At 60.7% G+C, this 25,283-nt stretch carries 28 protein-coding genes and 2 pseudogenes; 6 read left to right on the top strand and 24 right to left on the bottom strand.

Going from position 1 to position 25,283, the window contains the following annotated elements; all coding sequences use genetic code 11:
• The first annotated feature begins 1 nt into the window (after position 1).
• Positions 2-364, top strand: a complete 363-nt coding sequence (locus ACZYOF_RS18030; protein WP_463716584.1) for a hypothetical protein — start codon at positions 2-4, stop codon at positions 362-364.
• 77 nt (positions 365-441) lie between these two features.
• Here the strand turns inward: ACZYOF_RS18030 and ACZYOF_RS18025 are convergent, their stop codons facing one another.
• Both ACZYOF_RS18025 and ACZYOF_RS18020 read right to left on the bottom strand, forming a co-directional pair.
• The gene (locus tag ACZYOF_RS18025) at positions 442-651 is read right to left on the bottom strand and encodes a 4Fe-4S dicluster domain-containing protein (protein WP_463716583.1); all 210 of its coding nucleotides are present in this window, start codon (positions 649-651) and stop codon (positions 442-444) included.
• 23 nt (positions 652-674) lie between these two features.
• Positions 675-1,064: a Rid family hydrolase gene (locus ACZYOF_RS18020; RefSeq protein WP_282532687.1), complete on the bottom strand. Its 390-nt coding sequence runs from the start codon at positions 1,062-1,064 to the stop codon at positions 675-677.
• A 387-nt stretch (positions 1,065-1,451) separates the two neighbouring features.
• On the opposite strand from ACZYOF_RS18020, the gene ACZYOF_RS18015 reads away from it, so the two are divergent.
• On the top strand, positions 1,452-2,102 hold the full coding sequence (locus ACZYOF_RS18015) for a LysR substrate-binding domain-containing protein (protein WP_463716582.1): 651 nt from the start codon (positions 1,452-1,454) through the stop codon (positions 2,100-2,102).
• Positions 2,103-2,242: 140 nt separating this feature from the next.
• Here the strand turns inward: ACZYOF_RS18015 and ACZYOF_RS18010 are convergent, their stop codons facing one another.
• The 4 genes from ACZYOF_RS18010 to ACZYOF_RS17995 form a co-directional block, all read right to left on the bottom strand.
• Positions 2,243-2,683, bottom strand: a complete 441-nt coding sequence (locus tag ACZYOF_RS18010; protein ID WP_463716596.1) for an acyl-CoA thioesterase — start codon at positions 2,681-2,683, stop codon at positions 2,243-2,245.
• Positions 2,684-2,793: 110 nt separating this feature from the next.
• Complete coding sequence (locus ACZYOF_RS18005) at positions 2,794-3,468, bottom strand: GNAT family N-acetyltransferase (protein WP_463716581.1); 675 nt, start codon at positions 3,466-3,468, stop codon at positions 2,794-2,796.
• A gap of 213 nt (positions 3,469-3,681) precedes the next feature.
• Positions 3,682-3,981: a hypothetical protein gene (locus tag ACZYOF_RS18000; protein ID WP_282532686.1), complete on the bottom strand. Its 300-nt coding sequence runs from the start codon at positions 3,979-3,981 to the stop codon at positions 3,682-3,684.
• On the bottom strand, positions 3,978-4,304 hold the full coding sequence (locus ACZYOF_RS17995; RefSeq protein ID WP_463716580.1) for a hypothetical protein: 327 nt from the start codon (positions 4,302-4,304) through the stop codon (positions 3,978-3,980). Before ACZYOF_RS17995 ends, ACZYOF_RS18000 begins: the two co-directional genes overlap by 4 nt.
• Before the next feature lie 431 nt (positions 4,305-4,735).
• On the opposite strand from ACZYOF_RS17995, the gene ACZYOF_RS17990 reads away from it, so the two are divergent.
• On the top strand, positions 4,736-5,191 hold the full coding sequence (locus ACZYOF_RS17990) for a hypothetical protein (protein ID WP_463716579.1): 456 nt from the start codon (positions 4,736-4,738) through the stop codon (positions 5,189-5,191).
• A 1,162-nt stretch (positions 5,192-6,353) separates the two neighbouring features.
• Here the strand turns inward: ACZYOF_RS17990 and ACZYOF_RS17985 are convergent.
• The 6 genes from ACZYOF_RS17985 to ACZYOF_RS17960 form a co-directional block, all read right to left on the bottom strand.
• Positions 6,354-6,506, bottom strand: a complete 153-nt coding sequence (locus ACZYOF_RS17985) for a hypothetical protein (protein ID WP_282532683.1) — start codon at positions 6,504-6,506, stop codon at positions 6,354-6,356.
• An 81-nt stretch (positions 6,507-6,587) separates the two neighbouring features.
• Positions 6,588-6,713: a hypothetical protein gene (locus tag ACZYOF_RS17980; RefSeq protein ID WP_463716578.1), complete on the bottom strand. Its 126-nt coding sequence runs from the start codon at positions 6,711-6,713 to the stop codon at positions 6,588-6,590.
• Between the two features lie 77 nt (positions 6,714-6,790).
• Positions 6,791-7,402 (bottom strand): TorD/DmsD family molecular chaperone, encoded by a 612-nt coding sequence (locus ACZYOF_RS17975; protein ID WP_282532681.1) that lies wholly within the window; start codon positions 7,400-7,402, stop codon positions 6,791-6,793.
• A 36-nt stretch (positions 7,403-7,438) separates the two neighbouring features.
• The gene (locus ACZYOF_RS17970) at positions 7,439-8,080 is read right to left on the bottom strand and encodes a DUF3306 domain-containing protein (RefSeq protein WP_463716577.1); all 642 of its coding nucleotides are present in this window, start codon (positions 8,078-8,080) and stop codon (positions 7,439-7,441) included.
• Positions 8,081-8,097: 17 nt separating this feature from the next.
• Positions 8,098-8,574 (bottom strand): DUF3305 domain-containing protein, encoded by a 477-nt coding sequence (locus ACZYOF_RS17965; RefSeq protein WP_282532775.1) that lies wholly within the window; start codon positions 8,572-8,574, stop codon positions 8,098-8,100.
• On the bottom strand, positions 8,571-8,930 hold the full coding sequence (locus ACZYOF_RS17960) for a hypothetical protein (protein ID WP_282532774.1): 360 nt from the start codon (positions 8,928-8,930) through the stop codon (positions 8,571-8,573). Before ACZYOF_RS17960 ends, ACZYOF_RS17965 begins: the two co-directional genes overlap by 4 nt.
• A 228-nt stretch (positions 8,931-9,158) precedes the next feature.
• On the opposite strand from ACZYOF_RS17960, the gene ACZYOF_RS17955 reads away from it, so the two are divergent.
• Entirely contained in the window at positions 9,159-11,153 is a 1,995-nt protein-coding gene (locus ACZYOF_RS17955) for a 4Fe-4S binding protein (protein ID WP_463716595.1), read from the top strand.
• A 4-nt stretch (positions 11,154-11,157) separates the two neighbouring features.
• On the opposite strand, the gene ACZYOF_RS17950 is transcribed toward ACZYOF_RS17955, so the two are convergent.
• From ACZYOF_RS17950 to ACZYOF_RS17920, 7 genes are all read right to left on the bottom strand, one after another.
• The gene (locus ACZYOF_RS17950; protein WP_463716576.1) at positions 11,158-12,162 is read right to left on the bottom strand and encodes a formate dehydrogenase subunit gamma; all 1,005 of its coding nucleotides are present in this window, start codon (positions 12,160-12,162) and stop codon (positions 11,158-11,160) included.
• Between the two features lie 55 nt (positions 12,163-12,217).
• Positions 12,218-12,820 (bottom strand): formate dehydrogenase FDH3 subunit beta, encoded by a 603-nt coding sequence (gene fdh3B, locus ACZYOF_RS17945; protein ID WP_463716575.1) that lies wholly within the window; start codon positions 12,818-12,820, stop codon positions 12,218-12,220.
• Positions 12,821-12,832: 12 nt separating this feature from the next.
• Entirely contained in the window at positions 12,833-15,787 is a 2,955-nt protein-coding gene (locus ACZYOF_RS17940; RefSeq protein WP_463716574.1) for a formate dehydrogenase subunit alpha, read from the bottom strand.
• 12 nt (positions 15,788-15,799) lie between these two features.
• Positions 15,800-16,012, bottom strand: coding sequence for a formate dehydrogenase (locus ACZYOF_RS17935; RefSeq protein WP_463716573.1), 213 nt, complete (start codon positions 16,010-16,012; stop codon positions 15,800-15,802).
• A 566-nt stretch (positions 16,013-16,578) separates the two neighbouring features.
• Positions 16,579-17,673, bottom strand: a complete 1,095-nt coding sequence (locus ACZYOF_RS17930) for a DUF7482 domain-containing protein (protein ID WP_282531538.1) — start codon at positions 17,671-17,673, stop codon at positions 16,579-16,581.
• Between the two features lie 67 nt (positions 17,674-17,740).
• Entirely contained in the window at positions 17,741-18,316 is a 576-nt protein-coding gene (locus ACZYOF_RS17925; RefSeq protein WP_282531537.1) for a cytochrome P460 family protein, read from the bottom strand.
• Between the two features lie 9 nt (positions 18,317-18,325).
• Positions 18,326-18,973 (bottom strand): cytochrome P460 family protein, encoded by a 648-nt coding sequence (locus ACZYOF_RS17920; protein ID WP_282531536.1) that lies wholly within the window; start codon positions 18,971-18,973, stop codon positions 18,326-18,328.
• 759 nt (positions 18,974-19,732) lie between these two features.
• Here ACZYOF_RS17920 and ACZYOF_RS17915 point away from each other — a divergent pair.
• Both ACZYOF_RS17915 and ACZYOF_RS17910 read left to right on the top strand, forming a co-directional pair.
• Entirely contained in the window at positions 19,733-19,924 is a 192-nt protein-coding gene (locus ACZYOF_RS17915) for a hypothetical protein (RefSeq protein ID WP_463716572.1), read from the top strand.
• Positions 19,925-20,141: 217 nt separating this feature from the next.
• The gene (locus ACZYOF_RS17910; RefSeq protein ID WP_282531534.1) at positions 20,142-20,516 is read left to right on the top strand and encodes a hypothetical protein; all 375 of its coding nucleotides are present in this window, start codon (positions 20,142-20,144) and stop codon (positions 20,514-20,516) included.
• 579 nt (positions 20,517-21,095) lie between these two features.
• Here ACZYOF_RS17910 and ACZYOF_RS17905 read toward each other — a convergent pair.
• From ACZYOF_RS17905 to ACZYOF_RS17885, 5 genes and pseudogenes are all read right to left on the bottom strand, one after another.
• Positions 21,096-21,847: pseudogene (locus ACZYOF_RS17905) on the bottom strand (SDR family oxidoreductase).
• A gap of 244 nt (positions 21,848-22,091) precedes the next feature.
• Positions 22,092-22,511, bottom strand: coding sequence for a cupin domain-containing protein (locus tag ACZYOF_RS17900; RefSeq protein ID WP_282531533.1), 420 nt, complete (start codon positions 22,509-22,511; stop codon positions 22,092-22,094).
• Positions 22,512-22,564: 53 nt separating this feature from the next.
• Complete coding sequence (locus ACZYOF_RS17895) at positions 22,565-23,035, bottom strand: pyridoxamine 5'-phosphate oxidase family protein (RefSeq protein ID WP_282531532.1); 471 nt, start codon at positions 23,033-23,035, stop codon at positions 22,565-22,567.
• A gap of 42 nt (positions 23,036-23,077) precedes the next feature.
• Entirely contained in the window at positions 23,078-23,764 is a 687-nt protein-coding gene (locus ACZYOF_RS17890; RefSeq protein WP_282531531.1) for a glutathione S-transferase N-terminal domain-containing protein, read from the bottom strand.
• 189 nt (positions 23,765-23,953) lie between these two features.
• Positions 23,954-25,135: pseudogene (locus tag ACZYOF_RS17885) on the bottom strand (MFS transporter); the annotation flags it as partial.
• Positions 25,136-25,283 lie beyond the last annotated feature (148 nt).

Here is a 25,283-nt window from a genome sequence, read left to right as displayed (position 1 = left end):
GATGTTCGATCCGCACCTCGCCGACATCGAGCGCTGGCTCGCGGCCGAACCTCGTCTGACCGCGCGGGCCATCCTCGGTCGTCTCGCCGAACACGCCCCCGAAAAGTTTGGGCCGCCGCAGCACACCATCGTGCAGCGCTTGTTGCGATCACTCAGACGCAACGCAACCGAGGTGATCATCCCGCGCATGGCCGGGCGTACGGCACCGGCCACCATTGGTGATCCCGGGACCGGGGCCGGCGCTGCGTGTGATGGGCACTCCGCGACGTCCCCAGTCCCTCCGATCCTGCAAGCAATGACGCAACCTCAGACCGGCCGACAGTCAGCGCTACGTCCGTCAAGCGAAAGTAACATCCTCACATGAGGCAATACGATGGGCTGAGACGCACCATCATGCGGGGTTCACTCCGTGGTCACAGGCCTCGACGCAAAAGTCGCTGCTCAAACCACCGGACGCGCCCAGGCCTCCGCTTCGACACGGCCTGCATTGCCGCGAAGGATGTCCACGATGCCGGACAAGACCTTGGTCGGTACCGCGTCCTTGATACCGGCCGGCTCCGTCGTCGGGCAGGCTTGAAAGCACTTTCCGCACCGCGTGCAAGAGGAGCCGATTTCTTCCATGCGAACATCGAGTGCTTCGACGGAATTCACGCTCGCCTCTCGCTTGCAGCAGGCTAGATTGCGGAAACGTGCGCAATCGAAGCGATCTCAACCAAGAGATCTTCACGCACGAGCTTGGCAGCGATCAAGTATCTCGCCGGCGGGTGCGCCCCGAAATACTCGCGATAGATCTCGTTGACGGCCGCATAGTCCGCCATATCCTTGATGATCACAGTGTTGAACGCGACATCCCGCAGGGTCGCTTCACCGGCGCCGAGGATCTTCTTGATGGTTTCGATCACGTGCCTTGTCTGCGCGCGCGCGTCGCCGCCGCCGACCGTCTTGCCATCGCTATCGAGCGCGAGGACGCCGGACACGTATACTGTGTCACCCGCCCTGGTGGCCATTGAATAGGGAGCAATCGGCTTGGGAAGATCGGTTGGATTGAGTGGTTTGATGGACATTGATTTTCTCCGTCAGCAGTGTCTCGCGTCTTGATTGCTAGAGATCTCGGCTTGAATCCAAGCCGAGCGCGATTCCGGAATGATCGTCGCTTCGTGATATCCCGGCCCTTGGTCTTCGGCAGCAACAGCAGCCCGACCACGAGCGGCATGACCGCGATGATGATAACCTTCCACAGTCGCCTCTCCACATTCACCTTTGCCTTTCTATTGCTTCTACAGGGATAATATAGTACATTATCCCTGTCTCGACAACTCGTGTCCTAAGCAAGTTTCCGCGATACGGGAATGATCACTGCCCGTTAGACAGGGTCTTGGTGTGCGTTTGGCGCGCCCTGAGCGGGCGATGGTATGTAATGAAGCTCGTACTAAGGGCTCAGTCTTGAACTGATGAAGCGCGCGCTAATGAGCAGACCACCGAGTCATACGATTCGAATCGCTTCTGACGGGACCGGCGATGACCTATTGACCACTCGCCTGTCGACGTATCTACGGAAGCACCCGGAAATCAATGTCGATGTTATCGATGCTTCGGATTCCGAAGTGGTGAGATTGTTGTCGGATAGGGAAGTGGATCTCGGAATTGCTGTACTCCCTACAACTAATGTCGACGCAATTCGCGCCCATCCCTTCGCGGCAGAAGAGAGGGTCATCGTAACGCCGCCTCGGCACGCTCTCACGCGTCGCCCAAGCTGGCGGTTTCGGGACACTCTTGACTTCGAATATGTGAGGCATTCTGACGGTTGGGGACGACCGGTTCCACTCGAAGAGGAAGCGATCAGATATGGGAAGCGTCTAATGGTGCGCATGAGCGTTTCGACCCAGCGCTTCGCCTGTTGCGCGGTCAGCGCCGGCGCCGGGATTACTATTGTCGACTCGAGGGTGGCGAGGAATTGTCGCAAGGCACTGAGCCTTGGCATAGTTGCACTCGCGGAGGCCTGGGCATGCCGACGGGCGTCGGTGTGTCTGCCGCGGGCGCGATCGCTCCCCGTGCGCGTGAGGGAGCTTGCCGCATATCTTCGATCAGGAAGTGCGGGGTAAGTCACAGGCGTATTGGCGAATTTGCAACAAGCTGGCCCTGGCGGGCATGCCCGTGCCATTTCAAGAAACGAAAGCGCGACTGTCTCGGTCTTTCGCTGCCCAGCAGCAACTTCATTTTCGAGCCGTTTCGTCTGCAGCCACTATCCCGAATGACATGTCTGTGCTCCGACGTCTGTCTCGGAATGGCGGCTAACCACGCGATCCCGAATTTCGGCTGGTAGTGGCACGGGTGCGCGATGTACTCTGTCGATATGGACGGCCGTAAATCTACAGCTCGCGCTGATTTGTTTCGACGCATCGTTTCGGAGCACGTGCCTACCTTTGCGCGATGTCGTTCCGATGTCGGTTATCTCCGATTCGATGTGGCAGGTATCTCCAGGCAGCAGTTCTGATGAGTTGTCGATCTCGCGCTTAACCGCTGACATTCCACGTAATTCGCGAGCCATGTAGTCTCTGGTCAAACCGATGGATGCGAACAGAACCCATGTCGCTTCGTTGAACGTAGCCATGTAGCCCGTTATGTTAAGATGTCCTATGTGATCGCATTCCCAAGACTGTACGGATCCGCAGTACGTGAGCATATTCAGCCACTCCCACGGCGTCAGGAACAACTTCATCCTTAGCGGCGCAATCACGACTGTCGCGACGCCTCCAGGCGCTGAGGCCGGAATCGCGCCGAACAACGCGGCTGTCACGCCGCCGAACAATACCGCGAAGAGACCCAGCGAGATGGTGCCGAGGATCGCCGGATTGCTGCGTATGAACAGACGCCGGCGAACAGATCATCCGAGGTTGCATTACCCTGTGTTTTCGGTTCGGCCGAGCTGAATAGCGCCTGCGGAGGGCCATGCCAAGCAACCACAACAACAGCATGATCCCGCAAGCGAGCGCGGGTGACACCGCAAAGGACGTGCGGATCGCAACTGTCAGCAATAGCAGCGAGCAAGTTGCCTATGTAAGATGTTCGCCTCGCGGCCAACCGGCATGGTCTGCGAGGGCCGCGTCCGCTGCCTCTTCGATCTGCGTCGCGTAAAGCGCCCAATCTCTGTCGCGCCCGGCCAACTGGACGGTGAAGGAATCGGAGGCCGATCTTCTCCAGCACTCGCCGCGACGCGACGTTGTGGGGTTTCGTGATCGCCAGGATGACTTTGTGGCCCAAGACATCCATCGCGTGGTGAAGCAACAAGGCCGCCCCCTCGGTCGCATAGCCTAGACCCGCACAGCGCGAAAGATTTGCGTAGCCGATATCAGGATGCGGCAGGCCCTCGCGATCGACCAAGCCATAGATTCCGCCCGGATCGCTCGATCTGTCCCGAGCTACGAGCCAGAGTGATTTCGAAAGGCGCTCCTCGATGTAGGCGCGCATGTTGCAAGTTGCGGACTGACCGGTCACTGATGTTCGCGAGCCAACCTGGATCGTTCAGCAACTCGAGGATGAAAGCCGCATCCTCGGGAACGACTCCGGTGAGTGTGAGCCGCTCAGTACGCATTTCCGTCATGCCTGTCCCACCATCCCGTCAGCCTGTCGATTGCTCGCTCGCCTTCCCTCAAGCGGGAATAATACGCCTCGCAACGCCGCCTATTTTCTCGTCCGACCAAGCGTTATGTTGCGCCGCTCGCCGCGCCAAAGTTGGCGGCGCTCGTTCTGAGTAACCCCGCTGTAGCCAAAGGCTTCGCCACGCACCTCGTTGACGTGGTCGCCGTGCAGGGTATCTAGCAGCTCTTCCATTTTTGCAAAAGTAGCTGCCGCGAAAGCAGCCTTTTCCTCGCGGGCACGTCCCGTCGACGATAAGGATGTCGAGCCAGAATCGCGCGAGCTTGTGCTGCGCAAGCGATGGCGGCGATCGGCATACCGGCCAAACACCGACGAAATAATCACGTTGCAGCGCGACCGCCTTCGCCAATGTGCGAAGGCGCCGTAACGATGATAGGCAGGTCGAACTGACGTCGGGTATCGGAAAGCAACGAAAGGCCTTCGTTCCGACAGATCAACAGATCGAGGATCACAAAGTCGTAGCCGCCGCTGGCGACTCGCAATTTGATCTCGTCCGATTTGTTGCATGAATGACCTGGATTGGCTGTACCGATGTTCGCCAGTCTCGTGAGACGCGACCGCAAGTAAGCCCAATGCTTGACAATCAGCGACCAGTTTTGCAACCGTCTTTTAACGCGCCATTCAGAAGGCCATTGACAGCGGATCATGAGGCGCAAACACCTCCAGGCTGTTTGCGATGTCGATCACGTGCAGGCCACCGGGAAGAAGCACCCGGGAGACCGACCTTCTCCTTGCTCATCCTAACAAGTTTCATGGCTTTCTCCATACGGCTGGAGTGTATCTGCCGCGCGCTAGCTCGCGTCGTGAAAATAGTCCCGACGGTGTGCGCCGCCGCGGCGAAAAGGTAAGTCCGCCGCGAATCCACAATCCGTCGCCGTTCGTCCAGACAAGCGGCTTTGCCGCCGACAGCGGCTAGGGCTCGAAAGAAATCCACGCCGTCTACGCATCCCCGGGGCGATTGACGCCTACCGGAAGACGAGGCACTTCCCGGATGGCGCCGTTCTGGTGAAAGAGGTCTTCGCGCCCTCGACAAACGAGATGACCACCGGCACGGCAAGCCACGCACTGGTTCGCCATGGTGAGAGACAGCAAGGGAACGCCCCCCGACAACACGTTGCGGGGCGACGGCTGGGGATGGTCGTGGTTCGACACGGACAAGCCGCTCAAGACCACCTCGACCGACTACCATGACCCGCGTCGCGCCAATCAGCACGTGCCCGTGATCGTCGCCGGCCTGCAACAACAGTCCGAAGTCTGCGGGAAGCAACCTTCTCATGATGCTTTCCGTTCCGGCCAGCGCATAGACGCCGTAGCCACGCCTGCTAAGCGCTTGCGGCACCGCCTCGATCGCCGCAGCAACATCAGCAACATCGCGGAGAAAACAAACATACAAGCTGACGCAGCGACAGCTCCAACGGCCTTCGCAAGCCGCGTTTTTGACAAACCTACTTGCGGCGCCCTTCAATCGATACCAATCGCCACGCTGCTCGCAGATCGAACAGACCTGCCAATTGCAGCGTATCGTCAGCATTGACCGTCATACGGGCAACCTCTCCATTGCTGGTTCATAGGTAACGTTTGGTGCGACGACGGGCAAGCACCACGAGCTTGCGGCGCGCCGGGAACGGGTTCACAGCTGCCAAAAATGTATTCTCAAGAGGTGATAAAGAATGTCTGGGGCGCCGAGAATGAACAACAGTATTGCCAAATGGACAGTGCTAAGGGTGCACGAGTCGAAGGCCGAGACTAAGCAAAGGACTGGCCTTGGCTGGTCTACCTCTTCTGCCTTTTGGTGGGGATAGTCGGGGTTGGTAGGGAGATAGTCGACTTCGCGAATTGCCACCCGTGGCTGATCGTAACCATCGTTGTGGGTCTAGTTTGGCTGGACATACGAGGCATGTAGGGAGCACGATCTCTCCCTCCCTGTCCCAATGAACTCCAGCCAGCCCTCTCCGTAAGCCTCAGGAATGGCCTTCCAACTGGCTTTCTCCCATAGGTACACGAAGCCGTTTGGAACATACTGAACGTGCTCAAGGTTCGTCTCGGGCCGGATGACGCGGTCACGGCGGTTGTCGATCATTTCTTGATCCCCGAATTGCGGCGACCGCAGCAACAGCCATTAAAGCTCCGATGAAGAGCGAGGTGAAGATCGCCTGCTCGGTCTTGTCCCAAGCGGATTGACCGTCGATGCCGGGCTTACCGATGCTCGCGACGCCTCAAGAGCCGGGTTTGTGATGAGTCAATTCAGGGAACGGCAGCCGGCCGTACAGTCCAACCTAATTAGGAACGGGCACAACTTGCCACTCATGTCAGACGAACGGCGCGAGGATGATCGACATCATGATGATGGTCGGTCCCCATGTGCTCTCCTTTATGCGGGTCGCAGTGTTTTGATTGTCCGCGTTCCGCAATCCGGAGAGAGCGCCACCGGCAACGGCGGCCGATGGTCTGGGTCTTGACGATGCTGACTTGTCTGTCGGCGTCGACTTTCGCGCTCAACCAGTTGAAGACTAGCCCGAGCAGCGCCTGCAAGCACATGCGCTGCGGTTAGCCATTCGGCCTTGAGTCCAAGCTCTTATATTCACGGACGTCACCGCAACTCTAGGGTTCCCGGAACCCAAGCGACGGCCGATTGCGTCAGCCTATTTCCTCAGTGTCGGATAGATGAGCGATTGATCGCCGATGTCCTGAACGGGCTATTTCTCGATGCCGGCCATCGCATGTAGTTGCACCAGCGGCGGCATGGCCGCGGCGGTCAGCTCAATCGAATCCGACTGCGGCCGCCACGACAGGGCTCCAATAACAATCACGGCGGCAATAAAGATTGCAGGAATCACTGAGCGGATCATGAGGCATCTCCCTCTCCACTCAAATGAGTCTGCGCTTTCGGTTTGGAGTTCGAGACCCGCGCCCGTTGCAGGTCATCGTCACTAGACTCTAGCGCTCGGCTCGGCAAAGGCCGCCGACGCCGTTTCCTGCACGAAATTGTCGAGAATCACTGCCGCTCCAAGTGCGATGACGACTCCGAACAGGCAAGCCCAGGCGAACGCGCGCATCGTGTTTCTCCTCCTCACGTCATTTTGTACCACAGTTCCGCAGCGGATGAGTCCCCGCCGCGGACAGAAAGCAATGTTCATACGGGAAGTGCGAATGCCTCAGCTTCGATGTCGATGAAGGTGCGGCCGAGCGCGCCAACCGATGCATAGAAATCAGCCGATTTTGCCTGTTCCAGGTCGATGAAGGCGCGCTTGATCCAGGGCGAAAGGTGCCGCTCGAAGAAGTCGCGGTCGGCGCCATCGGGGGCTGCGATGTCGCCACCGGCGAGGCCCGCCATGATCTCGCAGAGGAAGCCGGCGTGATCCTCCGGCTCCGTCCGCTCCGGTGTCTTTTCGATGCCGAGGCTATCAAGCGTTTCCCGCACTCGGACGAGCGGCCGCCCATACAATGTCTCGGCGAGATAATGCGACGCATAGGGCAGCAGCGCCCCCTCCCCCAGACCAGCAAACAGGGAAAAGAACTCGCGCGACGCGCGCTCCGCATTGGTCCGGCGGGCTGCTTCGGCCAGCGCGGTGTGCGCTACGCCAATCGGGCTGGCATCGCCGCGCAAGCCGGCAAGACGGGATAGAAGCGGTGCACCGGGGCCGCGCGTCAGCAACGTTGCGAGCAGCGCATATTCCCGTGCCCGGGCGCGGTCGATCTCATCGACGATGCGCACTGCAGAGCTCTTTGAAATTGAATCCGTCATCGTTCGATCCGGAAAGACATGCCACTTTGTCGATCGCTATCGGGGCAATGCGCTGCCATGGCGCCGTTTTCGGCGAGAATCCTGTGCCTCGTCGGCAGGCGTTTGCTCGCCCTGCGCGCCCATGTCCTGCATTTCGTTCCACTGTGCACCGGCATCAACAAGCGATGGCCCGTCTGTCGCGGGAAGCAGATCGAGAACAGGCTCTGCGGAATCGGCCGTCTCGGGCCGAGTCGGATCGGCCGGCGACGTCGTGTCCGCGAGCGCATCCGGAATCTGCTGCAACCGCCTTGAGACCTGCGCGAGAAGGTCGGCGGCGTTTTCCGCCGGATCGAGCGGACCGAACCCCGGAATTGCGTTCGGATCGTTGAAGTCCCACTGGTTCTCCGCGATGCCGATGAAGTCGCGAATGGCGGGATCGCTGGTCCAGGCCCGGCGCAACGCCGCGCGGGTCAATTCGGCCGGCACGCCGGCGCGCAGGAACGCCGCAATGTCCGCATTGGCGGTGATCGATTCGATTGACGGCAGGCTTGTGAGGTCGAACGGCTCATCGCTCGCCGCCTCAGTCGCAGGTGGCGCTGCCGCTTCACTGTCTATCGGAGCCGCTTCCGCATCCCGGCGCTCTTTCGCGGCCTGCTTCAGCCGCGCCCAGCGAAGGAAAACATTGTGCTCTTCAGCCACGGTCCGTCTCTCGTGTCCTACGTCGGAGGCATCTGCCGATCGCGCTGCCGCTTGATGAAGGGGCGCTCGACATGATGCTCGGCAATAAATCGCTCGACGATTTCAACAATACCTGCGGGCATCGGCACCGCATCGACCAGATTGGTGCCGGCATCGGTGAACGCCTCGCCCTCGGCCGGATCCGCGGTGACGGCGAGCAGTTCGTAAGGCGGCTCGGAGCCGGTCGGGCGCAGGTTGATCCACAGGGAGGGCGAGCCGGACCCGAGATTGTCACGATAATTCGTGGTCTCGGTGCGGTGCAGTTCGATCATCGCCTCGCCGGCATAGAACAACGTCACCTCTCCTTGCCTATCGAGCGCCGTCCACGGCGCGGCCGACGGGCTTCCGGCGAACACCGAAACCGGCCGCCACAGGAAGTCGGCCCAGGCACTCCGGCCCTTGCGCCGCTCCACCACGACACCCACGGAAATGCGCATCAGCGCCGTCGATATCAATTGACTGCCTCCGCGTTCGCAATCGGCAAGCCGGTGATGAGGTTCTGCGGCTTCAGCCGCAACACCGCGTCGCCGGTCATGGCGAGCAGCAGATAGACCGGCTCGCCCCTGACCTTTTCGATCATATAGGTGGGATCGCGGAACGTCAGCCGAAACAGGCCGATCAACTGGGCGCGCGTCGCGTCATCGAGACCATCGTCATCCCAGATCGCGTCACCAATGCGCGTGGCGTCGGAGTTCCGCCACGGATCGCGCAGCAGCGCGCGATGCAGCTCCTGCTCCGCCGCGCAGGCTTCCGGGGGCGGCATCAGTTCGGGCCGCGCCAGGAGGGCCTTCAGGACGTCGTCCGTGACCAACTGACGGCCGCTCTCTTCGCGAGCACACGTTGGCGGCAAGCGAGCCAGAAGTCACGCGGCCCGCTCATCCGATGCTCCATGCAAGTCTGTCCGGTTTTTGGGAGAGTGACTATATACTTTCCACAAATTCCCGGCCAGTTTCGCCAGGCGTACCGGATAGACACACAAGGTTGTGACAGCATGGCCGATTTCGCAAGACGTCTTCTGATCTGCTCCTGCGAGGGGACGATGCCGCTCGACGGCGATGCTATCAGCCGTGGCTGCCGTCACGAGCCAACGACGGCAACCCAGCTCTGCCGCGCCGAGCTCGATCGCTTCCGAGCCATTGCCGCCGAAGACGGCCCGCTCACGATCGCCTGCACCCAGAAAGCGGCGTTGTTCTCGGAGGCGGCTGCGGAGACTGACCGCACACAATCCATACAATTCGCCAACATCCGCGAGACTGCCGGCTGGTCCAATGACGCCGATCGCGCGGGACCGAAAATGGCGGCGCTGCTTGCGGCGGCGGCGGAGGCCGCACCGCCAGCGCCATCGGTCGAACTGGAAAGCGGCGGCGTCATCCTGATCTGCGGCCGCGATGAGACCGCGATCGAAGCCGGCAATCTGCTCAAGGACCATCTCGACGTCACCGTTCTGATCGAACCGCCCGCCGCCGTCGCGCCGCCGCGCAATGACGAATTCCCGGTGGCGAAGGGAAAGGTGACCGCGGCACGCGGCCATCTCGGCGCCTTCGAGGTCACGGTCGACGATTTCGCGGAAGCTGCGCCCTCCTCGCGCAGCACGCTGTTGTTCGGCCCTTCGCGCAACAATGCGCAATCGAACTGCGACATCATCCTGGACCTGACTGGCGGCGCGCCGTTGTTCCCGGCTGCGGATTTGCGCGACGGCTATCTCCGCGCCGATCCCGCCTCCCCCACGGCGATGCTGCAGGCCGTGCTCAAGGCACGCGATCTCGTCGGCACTTTCGAGAAGCCGCGCTATGTCACGTTCGACGCCAAGCTGTGCGCGCATTCGCGCTCGGGACGCATCGGCTGCACCCGCTGCCTCGATCTCTGCCCTGCAGGCGCAATCACGCCGGCCGGTGATCATGTCGCGATCGATCCGAACATCTGCGCGGGTTGCGGCCAATGCGCGGCGGCCTGCCCGACCGGCGCTGCGTCCTACGCGCTGCCGCCGGAAGACGCACTGATGCGCAAATTGCGCGCGCTGCTGATCGCCTATCGCGAGGCCGGCGGCGAGCAGGCGATCGTGCTGGTGCATGACGAGGCGCATGGTACGCCGCTGATCGACGCGCTGGCGCGGTTCGGCGATGGGCTGCCGGCCAGCGTGCTGCCGTTCGCGGTCAACGAGGTCACGCAGATCGGACTGGAGAGCATCGCCGCCGCCTTCGCCTATGGCGCCTCCGCGATGCGCTTCCTGCTGCGGGCGAAACCGCGCCATGATGTCGCGGGCCTGACGCGGACGATGACGATCGCCGATCCGATCCTGGCCGGGCTCGGCTTCGGCACGGACCGAATCGCCACCGTCGAGACCGACGATCCGGATACGCTGCTCGAGACGCTGCGCGCGGTGCCGTCATTGCCGCCGGCGCCGCGCCCGGCGAGTTTCCGGGCCACGGGAAAGAAACGCGACGTGCTGCGTTTTGCGCTCGGCGAATTGCATCGCTCAGCGCCGGCGCCTGTCGATATCATCGCGCTGCCCGTGGGCGCACCGTTCGGCGCCGTGGAAGTCGATGCGTCCGGCTGCACCCTGTGCCTGTCCTGCGTCTCGGCCTGCCCGACCAGCGCGTTGCGCGACGATCCCGAACGGCCGGTGCTGCGTTTCGTGGAGGATGCCTGCGTCCAGTGCGGCCTGTGCAAGTCGACCTGTCCGGAGCACGTGATCACGCTAGTGCCGCGGCTGGATTTCGGCGCCGCACGAGCCCCTGCCCGCATCCTCAAGGAGGAAGAGCCGTTCTCGTGCATCCGCTGCGGCAAGCCGTTCGGCGTCAAGAGCACGATCGAGCGCGTGGTCGCCAAGCTCGAAGGCAAGCACTGGATGTACAAGGATTCGCCGCGCAAGCTCGACGTCATCAAGATGTGCGACGATTGCCGCGTCAACTTCGTCGCCGAACAGGGCTTTGAATCCTACGGCGTGGCGAGCCCGACCGTCCGCACCACCGACGACTATCTGCGCGAGCGTGACGCGCAACCGCCTCGCCGCGGCAATCGCGATCGAAAATGAGCAGCTATTCCGCCGGCGTCGCCGTGGATTCGGCGCGCCCCTCGCCCGCCAGCTTCTTGGCGAGCCACTGGTCGTGATGTTCCTTGGCCCAATTGAGGTCGACCTCGCCGGTGCCCATCGCTTCGAACGCGCCCTCCATCCCGACCGTGCCGATATAGATGTGGCCGAGGATCAGGGCGATGAACAGGATGGCCGTCACGGCGTGTACCACCTGCGCGAGCTGCATGCCGAGGATATCGGTCCCATAAAACGGAAACAGCAGCAGGAATCCCGAGGCTGACACGGCAATGCCCGCCGCAATCGACAACCAGAACACCATTTTCTCGCCGAAATTGAAGCGGCCCGACGGCGCGTGTCTGTTCTTGATGAAGCCGCCGCCCTGCTTGAGCCAGTCGATATCCACCTTCTCCAGGAGATTGTCCCTAAGGAAGATCACCAAGATCAGGACGAGGCCTGCCACGAACGCGAAGCTCGTGAAGTTGTGTACGTATTTGGCGGCCTGCGAGATGGCGGCGAACGTGTCCGGCCCGACGAGCGGCAGCAGCACGGCCTTGCCGAAGGTGATGTTCAGCCCGGTCAGTCCGAGGATCACGAAGGACGCTGCCGTCAGCCAGTGCGCGAAGCGCTCGAACGCCTTGAAGCGAACCACTTTCTGGCCCGAGCGCCCGGCTGAGATCGGCAGCCGTCCGAGGATCAGATAGGCAATCGCCAGCAACGCGACCGTGCCGAGGATCACAATCGCGCCGCCCCAGCGCAGCAGAACCTGGTGGAAATAGTCCCAGGTCCGTCCCGCCGGCTGGATCAGCACGCCGGCCTTGGTGTCGGGAATGTCGATGCGGCCGGTGATGCGCGGCACCTGCTGCAGTAATTCGCGCTGGCTTGTGACGCTCGCGGTCGGGTTGGGTGCGCCGTCGGGACCGAGCTTTTGTGCGAGCACAGGCGCCGCCACGGCGACCACAAGCAGCGCCAGGACGAAGGTCGCCAGACGAAAGCGTGCGAGAAACGTCATGACCGTTACCCTGTTCTCATCCCGCGTTCATCGCAGGCCGTATGAGCCTATCCGCTCAGACCCCGACGTCGTTGTGATAGGCCGTGGTCCAGCCCCAGGCGCCGGAACCATAGCCCCGCTTGCGCACCCGCTCGCCGTAAATCTGCGCGATGATGTCGCCATCGCCGGCGAGCAGCGACTTGGTCGAGCACATCTCCGCGCACATCGGCAATTTGCCCTCGCCGAACCGGTTCGAGCCGTATTTGGCGAATTCCGCGGCGCTGCCCGGCGCCTCCGGTCCGCCGCCGCCGGCGCAATAGGTGCATTTGTCCATCTTGCCGCGCGAGCCGAAATTGCCGACTTGCGGATATTGCGGCGCGCCGAACGGGCAGGCGTAGAAGCAATAGCCGCAACCGATGCACTGATCCTTGTTGTGCAGGACGACGCCGTCCTCGGTCGGGAAGATGCAGTTCACTGGACAGACCGCCGCGCAGGGCGCGTCCGTGCAGTGCATGCAGGCCATCGACACCGAACGCTCGCCGGGCTTGCCGTCATTGATGGTGACGACGCGGCGGCGATTGATGCCCCAGGGCACCTCGTTCTCGTTCTTGCACGCGGTGACGCAGGCGTTGCAGTCGATGCAGCGGTCCGCGTCACAAAGGAATTTCATGCGTGCCATCGTCTCGTCCTCTCACGCGGCCCGGATCTGGCAAAGCGTCGCCTTCGGCTCCTGCATGCCGGTCGCAGGGTCGTAGCCATAGGTCGTCAGCGTGTTCACGCTTTCGCCGAGCACGATCGGATCGGCGCCCTTCGGATATTTGCTGCGGAGATCGGCGCCCTCGAACCAGCCGGCGAAATGATAGGGCATCCAGGCGACGCCCTTGCCGACGCGCTCGGTGATCATCGCCTTGACACGGGTCCGCGAATTACTCTCGGCGCCGGTCACCCACACCCAGCCGCCGTCCTTGATGCCGCGCTCGGCGGCGTCGGCCGGGTTGATCTCGACGTACATGAACTGCTTCAGCTCGGCGAGCCACTTGTTGGAGCGCGTCTCCTCGCCGCCGCCTTCATATTCCACCAGCCGGCCCGAGCTCAGGATCAGCGGGAACTGCTTTGAGATGCCGCGGTCGACGGCGGCCTTCTGCACCGAGAAGCCGATATTGGGCATGCGGAACTGCTTGGCGTCGGGCAAGGTCGGATAGTCGGCAACCAGATCCGGACGTGGCGTGTAGATCGGCTCCCGATAGACTGGTATCGGATCGGGCAGGTTCCAGGCGATCATGCGCGCCTTGCCGTTGCCGTACGGCGAGCAGCCGTGCTCGATCGCGACCCGCTGGATGCCGCCGGACAGATCGAGCGACCAGGACACCGTATCGGGGTTGGCCGAATTGACGCGCCGGATGATCTCCATTTCCTGCGGCGTCAGCTCGTTGTCCCAGCCGAGCTTTTTCAGCACGCCCAGGGTGAATTCGGGATAGCCGTCCTTGATGTCGGAGCCAACCGAATAGGAGCCCTCGGCGAGGAGATTGTCATGATCCTCCCGCTCCACCTCCTGCCCGTTCTCCATCACCTTGCGTTTTACGACGCGCTCGACGCCGAACCGCGCGCGGAAGCTGCCGCCGCCGTCCTTCACCGCAAGATTGTTGTTGTAGAGGATCGGCGTGCCCGGATGCCTGAACTCCGGCGTGCCCCAGCACGGCCATGGCAGGCCGTAATAGTCGCCGCCGACCTCCGGATCGTCCTTCGGCGCCCGCAGCGTGACCAGGTCGAACTTGGCCTGGTTCTTCATATGGGCCTTGAGCCGCTCCGGCGATTGCCCGCAATAGCCGGTCGACCAGCCGCCGCGGTTGATCTCGCGCAGGATGTCTTCCGCCGACACCGAGCCGTTCTCGACCTTGATGTTCTTGAACATCAGGTCGGCAAAGCCGAGCTTGCCGGCAAGCATATACATCGTGTCGTAGTCGTTCTTGGATTCGAAGATCGGCTCGACGATCTTCTCGCCCCATTGCAGCGAGCGGTTGGAGGCGGTGCGGGAGCCGTCCATCTCGAAGCTCGTGCAGGCCGGAAGCAGGTAAGCGCCGTTCTTGCGCTCGGAGACCACCGACCACGCGGTCGGATAGGGATCGCACACCACCAGGAGCTCGAGCTTCTCGATGCCGCGCACCGCCTCGGGCATCCGGGTGATGGTGTTGACGCCATGCCCCATGATGAACATGGCCTGCACCGGATTGGGCTGGCTGATCTGGTCCTTCGGCAGCAAGGTCGCGTCGAACCAGCGCGTGCTCGGAATGCCCGGCGTTTCCATCAGTTGCTTGCTCGGGAAGCGAGACTTCATCCAGTCGTAATCGACTTCCCACACCCGGCACCAATGCCGCCAGGCTCCCTCGGCAAGGCCGTAATAGAGCGGCAGCGTCGTGACATCGAGGCCGAGATCGGTCGCGCCCTGCACGTTGGTGTGGCCGCGGAAGATGTTGGCGCCGGCGCCGGGCATGCCGACATTGCCGGTGGCAAGCAGCAAGAGGCAACTGGCGCGGACATTGGCGGTGCCAGTGGCGAACTGGGTCTGCCCCATCGCCCAGATCAGCGTCGCCGGCTTCTGCTTGGCGAACAGTTCGGCGATATGCTTGACCTGCGCCTCGGGCAGGCCGGTGACCCGCTCGACCTCCTTCGGATTCCACTTCGCCGCCGCCTTGCGGATTTCATCGTCGCCGTAGACGCGCTGGCTGATGAATTCCTTGTCCTCCCAGCCGTTCTCGAAAATGTGCCACAGCATGCCGTAGATGGTGGCGATGTGGGTGCCCGGGCGCACCCGGACATATTCGGTCGCATGCGCCGCGGTCCGCGTCATCCTTGGATCGACCACGATCATGTTGGCGCGGTTGAGCTCCTTGCCCTCGAGGATGTGCTGCAACGAGACCGGATGCGCCTCGGCCGGATTGCCACCCATCAACAGGATGGTCCGGGCGTTGCGGATGTCGTTGTAGCTGTTGGTCATCGCGCCGTAGCCCCAGGTATTGGCTACGCCGGTGACGGTCGTCGAATGGCAGATGCGGGCCTGGTGGTCGGAATTGTTGGTGCCCCAGAACGCCGCCAGCTTGCGGTTGAGATAGGCGGCCTCGTTGGTGAACTTGGCCGAGCCGAGCCAATAGACTGAATCGGGACCCGCCTTCTGGCGGATCTCCATGAGCTTGTCGCCGATCTCATTGATCGCGGTCTCCCAGGAGATGCGCGTCCACTGGCCGTTGACGAGCTTCACGGGATAACGCAGGCGGCGCTCGCTCAGGACGTCGTCGCGCACCGCGGCACCCTTGCAGCAGTGCGAGCCGCGATTGATCGGGCTGTCATAGTCCGGCTCCTGCCCGATCCAAACGCCACTGGCGACCTTGGCGATGACGGAGCAGCCGACCGAACAATGGGTGCAGATATTCTTGCGGGTCTCAACGGGCGCGCCCGCAGGCGGCGGCGGGCCGGCCTCCACCTTGCGCACGCCGTTCAGCGCGAGCTCGCCGAGCGCCGCGAGCGTGCCGGCAGCGATGCCCGAACGCTTCAGAAAAGTGCGGCGATCCAATCCGCCGCCTGGCCTGTCCGCTTGCGCGAGAACAGGCCTTGCACTTCCTCGACGACGATCCGACTTCCTGATCAGCACGAACGCCTCCCTCTAGCGGGCGCCGGGATAGCTGTTGACGCGGTAGAAGTCTCGAACCTCAGCGGAATCGGCCTGATAGCGCGCCCTGCGCTTGTCCTTCATATCGACAGATTGCGCGGGTGCCGACAGCGACAACAGCGCGCCGACGGCGGCCGCGCCGCTACCCGCGATGGTCAGACGAAGCAAATCACGCCGAGGAATTTTTCGCTCAGGGTTTTCCTTCATCGCGGCGCGCTCCTAAACCAGGTTCGCTACTCGTTAGCGTACTCCGCGCGATGCCGGACTCTAATTGTGACCGGCACCTCGCCCTACTTCAACAGTTACCGGATTTCAGGTGCTGTTTACTAGCACCCGCTTTCACATTCGCACGATCACATTGGCATGTTTGCGGCCGATCGAAAAAACTTGAACGCGCCGTTCTCTTTTGCCCGTCGCTTTCCTCAGCGAAAGACACCTCCATCATCTACTTCGACGAAGTCGCGAAGCTGCGCACGGAGTCCCTCGTTGGGAACTTCCGTGATCTGGAAGAACGCGACCATGTCGACGATCTGCTGCCGCAGACGTGGTGAAACCCCGGAGTTTGATGATTGACTTGTTTCAGTCCGCGCCCACGGAGGCGCCTGAGACGTAGCACTGCATCAAAAGAACCGCCGACGGCCCATCGCACGATGCCGACCGAATGCGCTTGATTGCGATTTTGGCTGCCGACCCGATTGCTGGGTTTGCACGGACGACTAATGACTCACCAAGCTGCTCTGCCGCACCAACTCGACCTCTCCTTCATCGAAGAATCATTCATTGGTGAAACCCACCACTGGGCAGTTCACCAGATGTTCAATCGTTTTAACCGGACCTCCGACAGGGCTTACCAATAAGCCAGCTTCGCTTTTTGCTGTAATGTCGTTGCCGTCAGTAATCAGCTTCCGTTGATTATTCTCAACAGCCTCTTTGGTCCACTCGGCCAGTTGAACATCCCACATCGGTGAATATCCGGCACTGATCTCCTTGAAATTCGCAAGGATGTCGAGTGCAGGGCCTTCGCCACTGAGCGCGCTGTTAAGCCCTTGGCGCTCGGGATCCTTCGGGCCGGTCCTACCATTTACGATTGTGTAGATAATCTCCGTCGCGCCGCTTTGGAGGATGTCGCTTTCGGCAGGCGCAAAGGTAGATGCCTCGAGCGCTGCTGATTCCTCGGAGTTGGCGTCGAAGCTGAGGTACCGCAGGTGCTTGCCGTCCGCAAATCCGAAGCGCAGCTTCAAATCGACGGTGCCATTGTCAGGGCAAATGCTTGCCACGGAGTCGGTCACAACGGAGTAATCGGGATTGCCGCCGCAGAACGAGATTTTCTCTGGTCCGACGTTGAAGGCGATCATGGGGGCGTTGAAAACAATGTCATTACGGTTTGCCACCCGGACCAACGGGCTGTAGTGCGCATCCCCAACAGACCCGGCCCGCGCCAACCTAGGCGGGAAGAAGTTTGGCGTCTCTCCGGCCGTCAACGTTTGAACTGGTGAGAAATCAACCCGCCCTGATTTGAAGGCGAAGTTATTGGACTCATCCATTTCTGCAACCCGCGTGCTCACGAGATCCTTTGCCTTACTGAGGCTCGGCGCCCATGTGAGGCCCATCTTTTTGGAAGCGGCGAGATCGCTTACGTCGGTGAGAACGAACCAAACCGTCTCTCCGGAGGAAAGGCGACCGCGATGAAGCGGCAATCTTACCACTTCTCTTGCAAGATCGACTTGGCCTGACGTGAGGAATAGCTTGGTGATTCTCTTTTCGGCCAATGTATCGGCCGCCGAACTCCCCTCAGTCGCGAGTAAAGACACAAGAAGAACCATCATCGGTCCGTAAACGCATTTCCCGAGGGGTTTGCTGGATTTCATAATCGCTCCGATCACCGGCTTTCGTAGCCGGCCTTGTGCCGGACTACCATTTGTGGCGATTTCGCACCTACTTCTTCAGTCCGGGATAACCTGAGACATAGATCCAATCCGTTGCCTTGGCTGGGACGTGGCAGCCCAGACAATCAGCACGAAAATCCTTCGAGGTGGTCTTGACCTGATTGTCAGCATCAAACCAGGACCAACCCCAGCCGTTACCCCACAACTTGTTGTCAGGGTGGCTGTTCTTGCTATCCTTCACCATCATGAACCAACCCTTGAGACGATCTACATGGCTGACGGTGCCCGTGGTCATTACTGCAGTCGTTGTGCTCTGGACCTCTTTTACTAAAACCGATCCATCAGGGAACTTGCCCGTGGCGCGATACGCCTCCGCAGCTCCCGGCGAGGCGTAAACAGTGTGCATCTCTTTCGCACCCTTCTCGTCGCCTGCGACAGACCAACTTCCCAGGTATTCATAGCTGGTGCGGTAATTGTCCGGTATGCGCATATTGCCAGCCGCGTCGACGAGTTGAACTTTCTCAGAAGCGGCCTGACTGCCTGCTGGCAGCGAGACAAGGCATCCAATGCCTGTTGCGATTATGGACGCCGATAAAGCCGCCATCGTTGACCCAAGAATCTTCATCGCAGCCTCCTACTTTTTTATAGTCTTGTTCTCGGCGGGCGGCACCGGCACCTGGTCGAGCAACGCGTAGAACTGCGTCCATACGTCATCGCGTTTAGCACTAGCGATATGACAATACGCGCATTCCTCCAGCGGCCTGACCTTGGCGGTGGCGGCCTTCGGCTCGAAGTGGTTGAAGTTATAGTAACCCCAGCCATTGGTCTCGGGGTACCGTTTGGTGTCTTTGACGGTTACATCGGCGCCGTTAAAGGGTCCCGGAAAAAATCCTCGCCCAGAGGGCTCTTGTCTCGAGCCGTCTGCACGATCGGCGGGGAGCATAAGTTGTAGCTCCTTTACGAAGATGGTTCCTTCGGGGAAGACGCCCGTCTTCTTATAGATTTCATAGGAACCAGGCTCGATGTATACATTGTGGAATTCTGGGAAGTTTGCCTTCCCATTGTTCAATATGTTTGGTGTCAGAGGCGAGCCAACATAAACCCATTCATGGAAGTTTTTCGGCAGTACGAGAGCACCATCACTCGTGTATTCCGGAAGATAACGCCCAGTCGCATGCCAGTCGTCCGGTGGAGGAAGCTTTGGTTGCTGCGCGAATACCGCTGTTGCGATCGCGCTGACAGCAAGAACGCTGGAAAGTAATACTGACACCGTGTGTTTCATAATTTTTTCTCCAGTCAAACCGCGATTCGCTCGCGTCGGCGATGAGCCTCTGCCCAGCAAGGCGAGATTTAACCCAGGTGCCTGCGTCGCGGAAATCGAATGTGGGCATCGAATCGATGCTCATCGGGAATGCGGATCCCGGGCAGTTTATGATTCGAGACACGATACTCCCTTAGCCAGGCACCTTGCTGCCTCGCAAGGCGGCGGCAATTGTGTTGCAACTCGACGAGCCGATTTCTACGCTCAACGTAGCAAGCGCGCACCTAGTCCAGCACTCACTAGCAGTGTGCTGAAATACCCCCTCGCCGTAGCGAGAATTTGCTGCTTCACCTTTTTTATCACGAATTGGTGGAAGCTCGTATGCGGGGCACATTTGTGGATCAGGGCCGCCGCTTTCGTACATCCGCCGGAATGTTGGTGCCGCCGAACCATCCGCTGAGAAGGACTCGTGCGGTTGTTGTGGTGTGCTGCGCGAACTGAACGGTTACTTTGGTAAGCTCTATTCGAAATAAGGAGCCCCTCGATCCCTCTGGAGCAATTGCTGTGCAGGCGTTCTAAGGCATTCGATCGGAACGACGGCTGATCGGCAATCGAACTATAATCGTTTGTACTGCTGGTTCGTGGGCTGTCGCCGACGATCCGGTCTGGGATCCGGCCAGCTTCACGAGCAATCGACCGCATCACCAGAGCCAACGCTCACAAGAGAAAAGCCAATACCGTCCTCGGCGAATTTCAATTTCAAGGCGGCGGTTATAGGCATTGCCAAACTACGCGCTGACAATGTTGCTCGTGCACCAGGACAATATCAACTTACCGCGCAGCAGCGCAGCCAAGGCGAGCATCTGGTATCTCAGCGGTGAACGCAAGATCGGTAAATTGGCCGACGGCGACCTCACCGCATATGATGAAAGACCCGGAAGCGTTCCTATCGAGGATCGCCATCATCGCTAAGGGCGCGACAGAAGTCGGTTTCGTCAAATGTGCCCAATGATGCATGATGCGGGAGCCGCACTTGGACAGAGTCCAACGCGTACTTTGTCCAGCCAGTCCAAAAGCCAGTAGCACTGAGATACGGCTAGAGATTTTCGGCTCTGAGCCACCCGAGGTTGAAACGTCACCAGAACAACCCAGCCACCAAATCGCGCTCAAAGGTTGAAACGTCCACACCATGACTAATCGCTTCGTCATTTTCGCCAGCTACGGCAATGATTCCTGCGCGCTGATCCAGTGGGCGCGCGAATGGGATTTGGAAGGTGTTGCGGTCGTCTACTCTGACATCGGCTGGGCTACGGAAGGCTGGGAAAAGCGCGTCCTCGAAAAGGAGGAATGGGTTCGATCGCTTGGTTTGGCGCCTTACCGGACCAATGCGATCGGCTTCCGCCAGCTCGCCCGTGACAAAAAGGGGATTCCCGACGCAGCGCTACCAGTGGTGCTCCTATATCCTCAAGATCGAGCCTGGCATGCGTTGGCTCGAAGAGAACGACCCACACAAAAGCGCTATCTACATCGTCGGCGCGACGGGATGAAGCTGCCGACCCGCTGAGCACCCTTGCCAAATTCCCGGAATACCTCGTGCGAAGCGAAAATCACGGCGGCCGGATGATGCTGGCTCCGATGGTAGACTATGACGCGGATGCTCGTGACGCCCCGCTCAAGCGCGCTGGCGTTGAGCCGCTGCCTCATCGTTCCGGTGAGTGCAAATGCATCAATTCAAACAAGAGCGATCTGAGGCGCTTTTCCGAGGGCGACATCGCAGAGATTGCAGACGCAGAGGCTGAGATCGGAAGACCCATGTTCCGTCCTCACCGGCACATGGAGCGACCGGAATCAAGAAAGTAATCCGATGGGCCAACAGCCCGCGCGGCAAGTACGAGCCGGAACCTGAAGCCGAAACCTGCAACGCGGCATGGTGCGAACAATGATCACGGACCACCCGCTGCGCACTTCTTGGCGATCAGAACGCCATCAGCGCCCACGTGGGGAACGGCTAGGTGTTTAGTCCCAGTTTTTGATGGTGCATTCTTGTCGCACGATTCGAAGGATGCGCTATGGGACAAGTTTTACGCGGCTGCGCCAGTGGTGGCCGGCTCGCGCAATGTCGACGCGGCCCGCGACCGCATGATCAGGCTCTTTTCTGCGAGCTGCGTAACCACTCCTCGAGATTGAGACGGCCGAGACGCGCCTCGCCCAATGGTACGAGCGACTTTTCCTCGAGTCGCCCGCCGAAATATCGGGCTTCGGTCTTTCACGACCTTGCGCGGGTCGCCGACAGCCTTCAAATAGCAAGCGACGATTTCGTTGAACGGCGCTCGTTCCGGGCCTGCGATCCTGATGATCCCGTTTCGCGGATCAGCGAAGGCCACTTCGGCGACGACGGCAGCAACGTCCTCAGCCGCGATAGGCTGAAACAGGCCCGGCGCAAGCCTGACGACGCTTCCATCCGTGCTTGCATCGGCGATGCCGCCGAGGAATTCCAGGAACTGGGTCGAGCGGATGATCGTGTAGGGCATACCGCAAGCCTCGATCAGTTGCTCTTGCGCCACTTTGGCGCGGTAATAGCCTTGGTCGGTAACCGGTCCGTCCCGACGATGGATAGCGTGACATGGTGCTGAACGCCTGCCGCGGCCTCCGCCGCGACAAGATTGCGGCCAGAGGTCTCGAAGAATTCCAACGCCACCTGGGGTCGAATGAAGGCGCATTGGAGACGTCGATCACCACCTGTGCGCCGGCCATGGCTTCTTTGAGCCCCTCTCCGGTGACGGTGTTGACGCCAACTTTGGGCGACGCCGCGGCGACCTCGTGGCCGGCCTGGCGCAGAATGGCAACGGTCTTCGAGCCAATCAGGCCAGTGCCGCCGATCACGACTATCTTCATGGTTTACTCTCCTTCCTCGGTCGCCCGACGCTCATCGTCGTTTCGATACGCCGCGAGATGAGACGCAGCGCTCTTTCCTGGGATGGTACGGCAGAAAGCCAGGAAAGAAAACTTCTCGGGCGGCGCGCGCCCACGGGAGTTCCTACCGTCGCCATTGAGGCGTTGCAGGATAAAATTCGGCGGGATGAGGACCCCCTCCGCCTCGCGACGGAAGACCCTCGTTCCTCTCAATGCGTCTGAAGGTTTATTTGACGGGTGTCGTCAGCGTGCGGTCATTGGTATCGAGGACGAAGACAGCGAGCAGCTTCGCCGGCTCGGTCTTGCTCGCGTTGCGGCTGATCGAATGGCTCGCACCCGGCGGTTCGGACCAGCTCTCACCCGCCCGATAGATGCGCGTCTCGCCGTCATTCACCTTCGACTCGATCGCACCCGAGATCACATAGGCGTAGATGAAAGCCGACTTCGCGTGGGTGTGGGACGGGGAGGCCGCGCCGGGCGCGTAATCGACCTCCACGACGATCAGCGACTTGCCAGGGATATTGGGAATGGCCGCCTCGAAGTTCTTCGTGACGGTTTGCGCTTCGCTATCATGGGCGTGGATGGGGCCGGCCATCGAGACGGCGAGGGCGGCGCAGGTGGCGGCGATGATGGTTCGGATCTTCATGGGCTTTCTCCTTCTGCCTATAGGTCGGTCTTCGTTTTTCGCGGACCCTGCACCTATGCCCCGATGGGTTTCACACCGTACTTTTGGTAGTAGGTGCTCCTGATTTCGTCCTGACTTCGAGGAGGGTGGGCAAAGACATGGGCTGGAGACAGCAACGGGGTGATCGAAGTGGTTTCGATTTTGACAACGTGATCGACAGGATACTCTAGACCATTCGTCGCCCGAACCCAGTTGGCGATCATCAAAGACTCGTCATCGTCTGGCGGCAGTATCAACGCACGGCCCTTGAATCGATAACCGCGCCTCTGGAAGATGTCGACTACGTTAATTTCGACGGCGGGATTGCGCTTCAAGTTCAGTATCGTCCGCGGTGATGCGATATCCGCGAAGTAGAGAACGCCGTTTGTGACCGTCAAAGACGCCTTCGGCGAAAGATTGGGCGTTCCGTCCTCGTTGACTGTCGCGACGAACGACAGTATCGCCTGCTTGATGATCGCCTCCATGTCGGCAGTGATTTCAATCATAGATATCCTCGCTTCGTTCTTCGCGAACCCTCTCTAGCCTGCTTACACGTGCAGCCCGCGCTGCACTGCCGGACGCGCCAGGCCGCGGTCGAGCCACGCCTTCACATGAAGAAAGCGGTCGAAGCCGACGAGCTCGCGTGCTTCGTAAAAGCCGATGAGGTTGCGCACCCAGCCGAGCAGCGAAATATCGGCGATGCTGTAGTCGACGCCCATCACCCAGTCGCGGCCCGCGAGCCGTTCGTCGAGGACACCGAGCAGCCGCGCCGATTCGGTCGCGTAGCGGTCGCGCGGGCGCTTGTCCTCATAGGCCTTGCCGGCGAATTTGTTGAAGAAGCCGACCTGGCCAAACATCGGCCCGACTCCGCCCATCTGCCACATCACCCACTGGATCGTTTCGTAGCGAGTGTTCGGATCGGCCGAGATAAATTGTCCCGTCTTGTCGGCAAGATAGAGGAGGATCGCGCCTGATTCGAACAGCGCGAGCGGCGTGCCGCTCGGCCCGTCGGGGTCGTAGATTGCGGGAATCTTGCCGTTGGGGTTGAGCGCGAGAAAGGCCGGGTCGTGGCTTTCGTTCGCGATGATGTCGATCCGGTGCGGCTCGTAGGTTAGGCTCGTTTCCTCAAGCATGATGCCGACCTTCACCCCATTGGGCGTCGGGGCGGAAAAGAGTTGCAACCGATCAGGGTACTGCGCCGGCCAGCGCGTGAAAATCGAATGATCGAGCGTCACTTTCTTCCTCTTAGATGAGCAGGCCGAGCTGGGCCGGGACATGGCCGAATCTTCCACCTGGATGCGTGCTGAGCTGGCCCGCAGGCGAAGCCAAAAAGCAGGAAACGATCCGGCCTCGGTACACGCTTGTTCCGACCCGTGGCGCATCGAGCACCGGACACATTTGATAACGGTGTCGCTCTTGCGTGCTCATCGAGTAGATTCCTTGACGCCGAGCACGACCGTGGGGGTCGACGAGCTGTCGCAGGTGTTGTTTCCGGCCTTGTCAGTGTGCGGGTTGCGTGCGGAGAGGACAGTGAACAGGGGGGTGCCGAGGGCAAGTACCCCGTATCCGAACGCGATCTGCGGTAGCGAGAAGGTGTTGGAAAGCTTGCCGGAGATGAGGCTGGGGAAGGTGGCGCTGCTGTAGCAGAGGAGATAGATCGCGCTGAATATCGGTGCCCGGTCGGCTAGCGTGCTGCCGTGCAGCAGCCCACGGGTGGCGGCAGTGATAGCGATGCCTTGGCCGGCGCCGGCGACTATGGTTGCGATGATGAATAACGCCAGTGTGCCGGCGTTGATCGCTGTGATGATGCCGATCATTCCGGCCAAGAAGGTGATCATGCCGACGCGTTGGGCTATCGCGGATGTGAATCGGCCGCCAATGGGAGCACCGAGAACGCTGGGGGCCATATAGGCGGCGAACACCAATCCGAGGATGAGCGGGCTGCCGGTGTGGAGTTGATCTTCGACCAGCGCAGGCACGAAGGCTTGGTAGAAGGCGCCGGTTGACCAGGTGGCCAAGAACACCGCTGCCGCGACAGGGAGCAGATGCCTGACCTGGGCCGGTACGCTCACCCGGGGCAACAGCGATCGCCAAACGCCCGGCGTCGGAGTTGCTGTTTCCGGGCTGATGGCGATAAGTGCAGCAGACAGTAATAGGAAGCCGACGCAAACCAGGTAGATGAGGTCGCGTGGCCAGGGGCCGAACTGGACCAAGGCGCCGGAGGTGATGGCACCGACAGTGAGGCCGAGCATCGGTCCTTGGCTGGAGGCGACGGAGGCCAACCATTCTGGCCTGCTGGGGGCGGCGTCGACGATGTAGGAGGTCAGGCTGCTGCTGGCCAACCCGGTACCGACGCCCACCAGGAACCGACCGGCCAGAAGCATGTCGATGTCGTGCACATTCAGCAACAGCAGACAGCCCAGCAGGAGCAGGCCGAGGCTAGTGATCGCAGTGAGCCGGCGGCCCAGATGATTGGACAGTCGCCCCAGCACCAACAGTGCGGCGATGGTGCCGACGGCGTAGGCGACCACAGCCATCGAGATGCCGGCATTGGTGAACCCGTCCTCCGCCCGGTAGATGTTGTACAGGGGGATCGGAGCGGCCGCCGCAGCAAATGAGGCAACCGGGGGAGGGTGTCAGAAAGAATGTGTAAGCAGGTTTCTGTGAGTTTACCTTACCGAGGAGACTCACATGACGACCGACACGACGATTACACCTGAACTGCTGGATCAACTGCTTGCTAACTATGAGAAG

This window comes from Bradyrhizobium sp. LeoA1Lang (assembly GCF_055413685.1).
The sequence above is the reverse complement of the archived record's forward strand: the minus strand, read 5'-3'. Positions and strand labels throughout refer to the sequence as shown.

Coding starts and splice junctions, on each gene's coding strand:
- ACZYOF_RS18030 (WP_463716584.1), top strand. CDS start 2: ATGTTCGATCCGCACCTCGCCGACATCGAGCGCTGGCTCGCGGCCGAA.
- ACZYOF_RS18020 (WP_282532687.1), bottom strand. CDS start 1,064: ATGTCCATCAAACCACTCAATCCAACCGATCTTCCCAAGCCGATTGCT.
- ACZYOF_RS18015 (WP_463716582.1), top strand. CDS start 1,452: ATGAAGCGCGCGCTAATGAGCAGACCACCGAGTCATACGATTCGAATC.
- ACZYOF_RS18010 (WP_463716596.1), bottom strand. CDS start 2,683: ATGCTCACGTACTGCGGATCCGTACAGTCTTGGGAATGCGATCACATA.
- ACZYOF_RS18005 (WP_463716581.1), bottom strand. CDS start 3,468: ATGCGCGCCTACATCGAGGAGCGCCTTTCGAAATCACTCTGGCTCGTA.
- ACZYOF_RS17995 (WP_463716580.1), bottom strand. CDS start 4,304: ATGATCCGCTGTCAATGGCCTTCTGAATGGCGCGTTAAAAGACGGTTG.
- ACZYOF_RS17985 (WP_282532683.1), bottom strand. CDS start 6,506: ATGATCCGCTCAGTGATTCCTGCAATCTTTATTGCCGCCGTGATTGTT.
- ACZYOF_RS17980 (WP_463716578.1), bottom strand. CDS start 6,713: ATGCGCGCGTTCGCCTGGGCTTGCCTGTTCGGAGTCGTCATCGCACTT.
- ACZYOF_RS17975 (WP_282532681.1), bottom strand. CDS start 7,402: ATGACGGATTCAATTTCAAAGAGCTCTGCAGTGCGCATCGTCGATGAG.
- ACZYOF_RS17955 (WP_463716595.1), top strand. CDS start 9,159: ATGCCGCTCGACGGCGATGCTATCAGCCGTGGCTGCCGTCACGAGCCA.
- ACZYOF_RS17950 (WP_463716576.1), bottom strand. CDS start 12,162: ATGACGTTTCTCGCACGCTTTCGTCTGGCGACCTTCGTCCTGGCGCTG.
- fdh3B (WP_463716575.1), bottom strand. CDS start 12,820: ATGGCACGCATGAAATTCCTTTGTGACGCGGACCGCTGCATCGACTGC.
- ACZYOF_RS17935 (WP_463716573.1), bottom strand. CDS start 16,012: ATGAAGGAAAACCCTGAGCGAAAAATTCCTCGGCGTGATTTGCTTCGT.
- ACZYOF_RS17930 (WP_282531538.1), bottom strand. CDS start 17,673: ATGAAATCCAGCAAACCCCTCGGGAAATGCGTTTACGGACCGATGATG.
- ACZYOF_RS17925 (WP_282531537.1), bottom strand. CDS start 18,316: ATGAAGATTCTTGGGTCAACGATGGCGGCTTTATCGGCGTCCATAATC.
- ACZYOF_RS17920 (WP_282531536.1), bottom strand. CDS start 18,973: ATGAAACACACGGTGTCAGTATTACTTTCCAGCGTTCTTGCTGTCAGC.
- ACZYOF_RS17910 (WP_282531534.1), top strand. CDS start 20,142: ATGACTAATCGCTTCGTCATTTTCGCCAGCTACGGCAATGATTCCTGC.
- ACZYOF_RS17900 (WP_282531533.1), bottom strand. CDS start 22,511: ATGAAGATCCGAACCATCATCGCCGCCACCTGCGCCGCCCTCGCCGTC.
- ACZYOF_RS17895 (WP_282531532.1), bottom strand. CDS start 23,035: ATGATTGAAATCACTGCCGACATGGAGGCGATCATCAAGCAGGCGATA.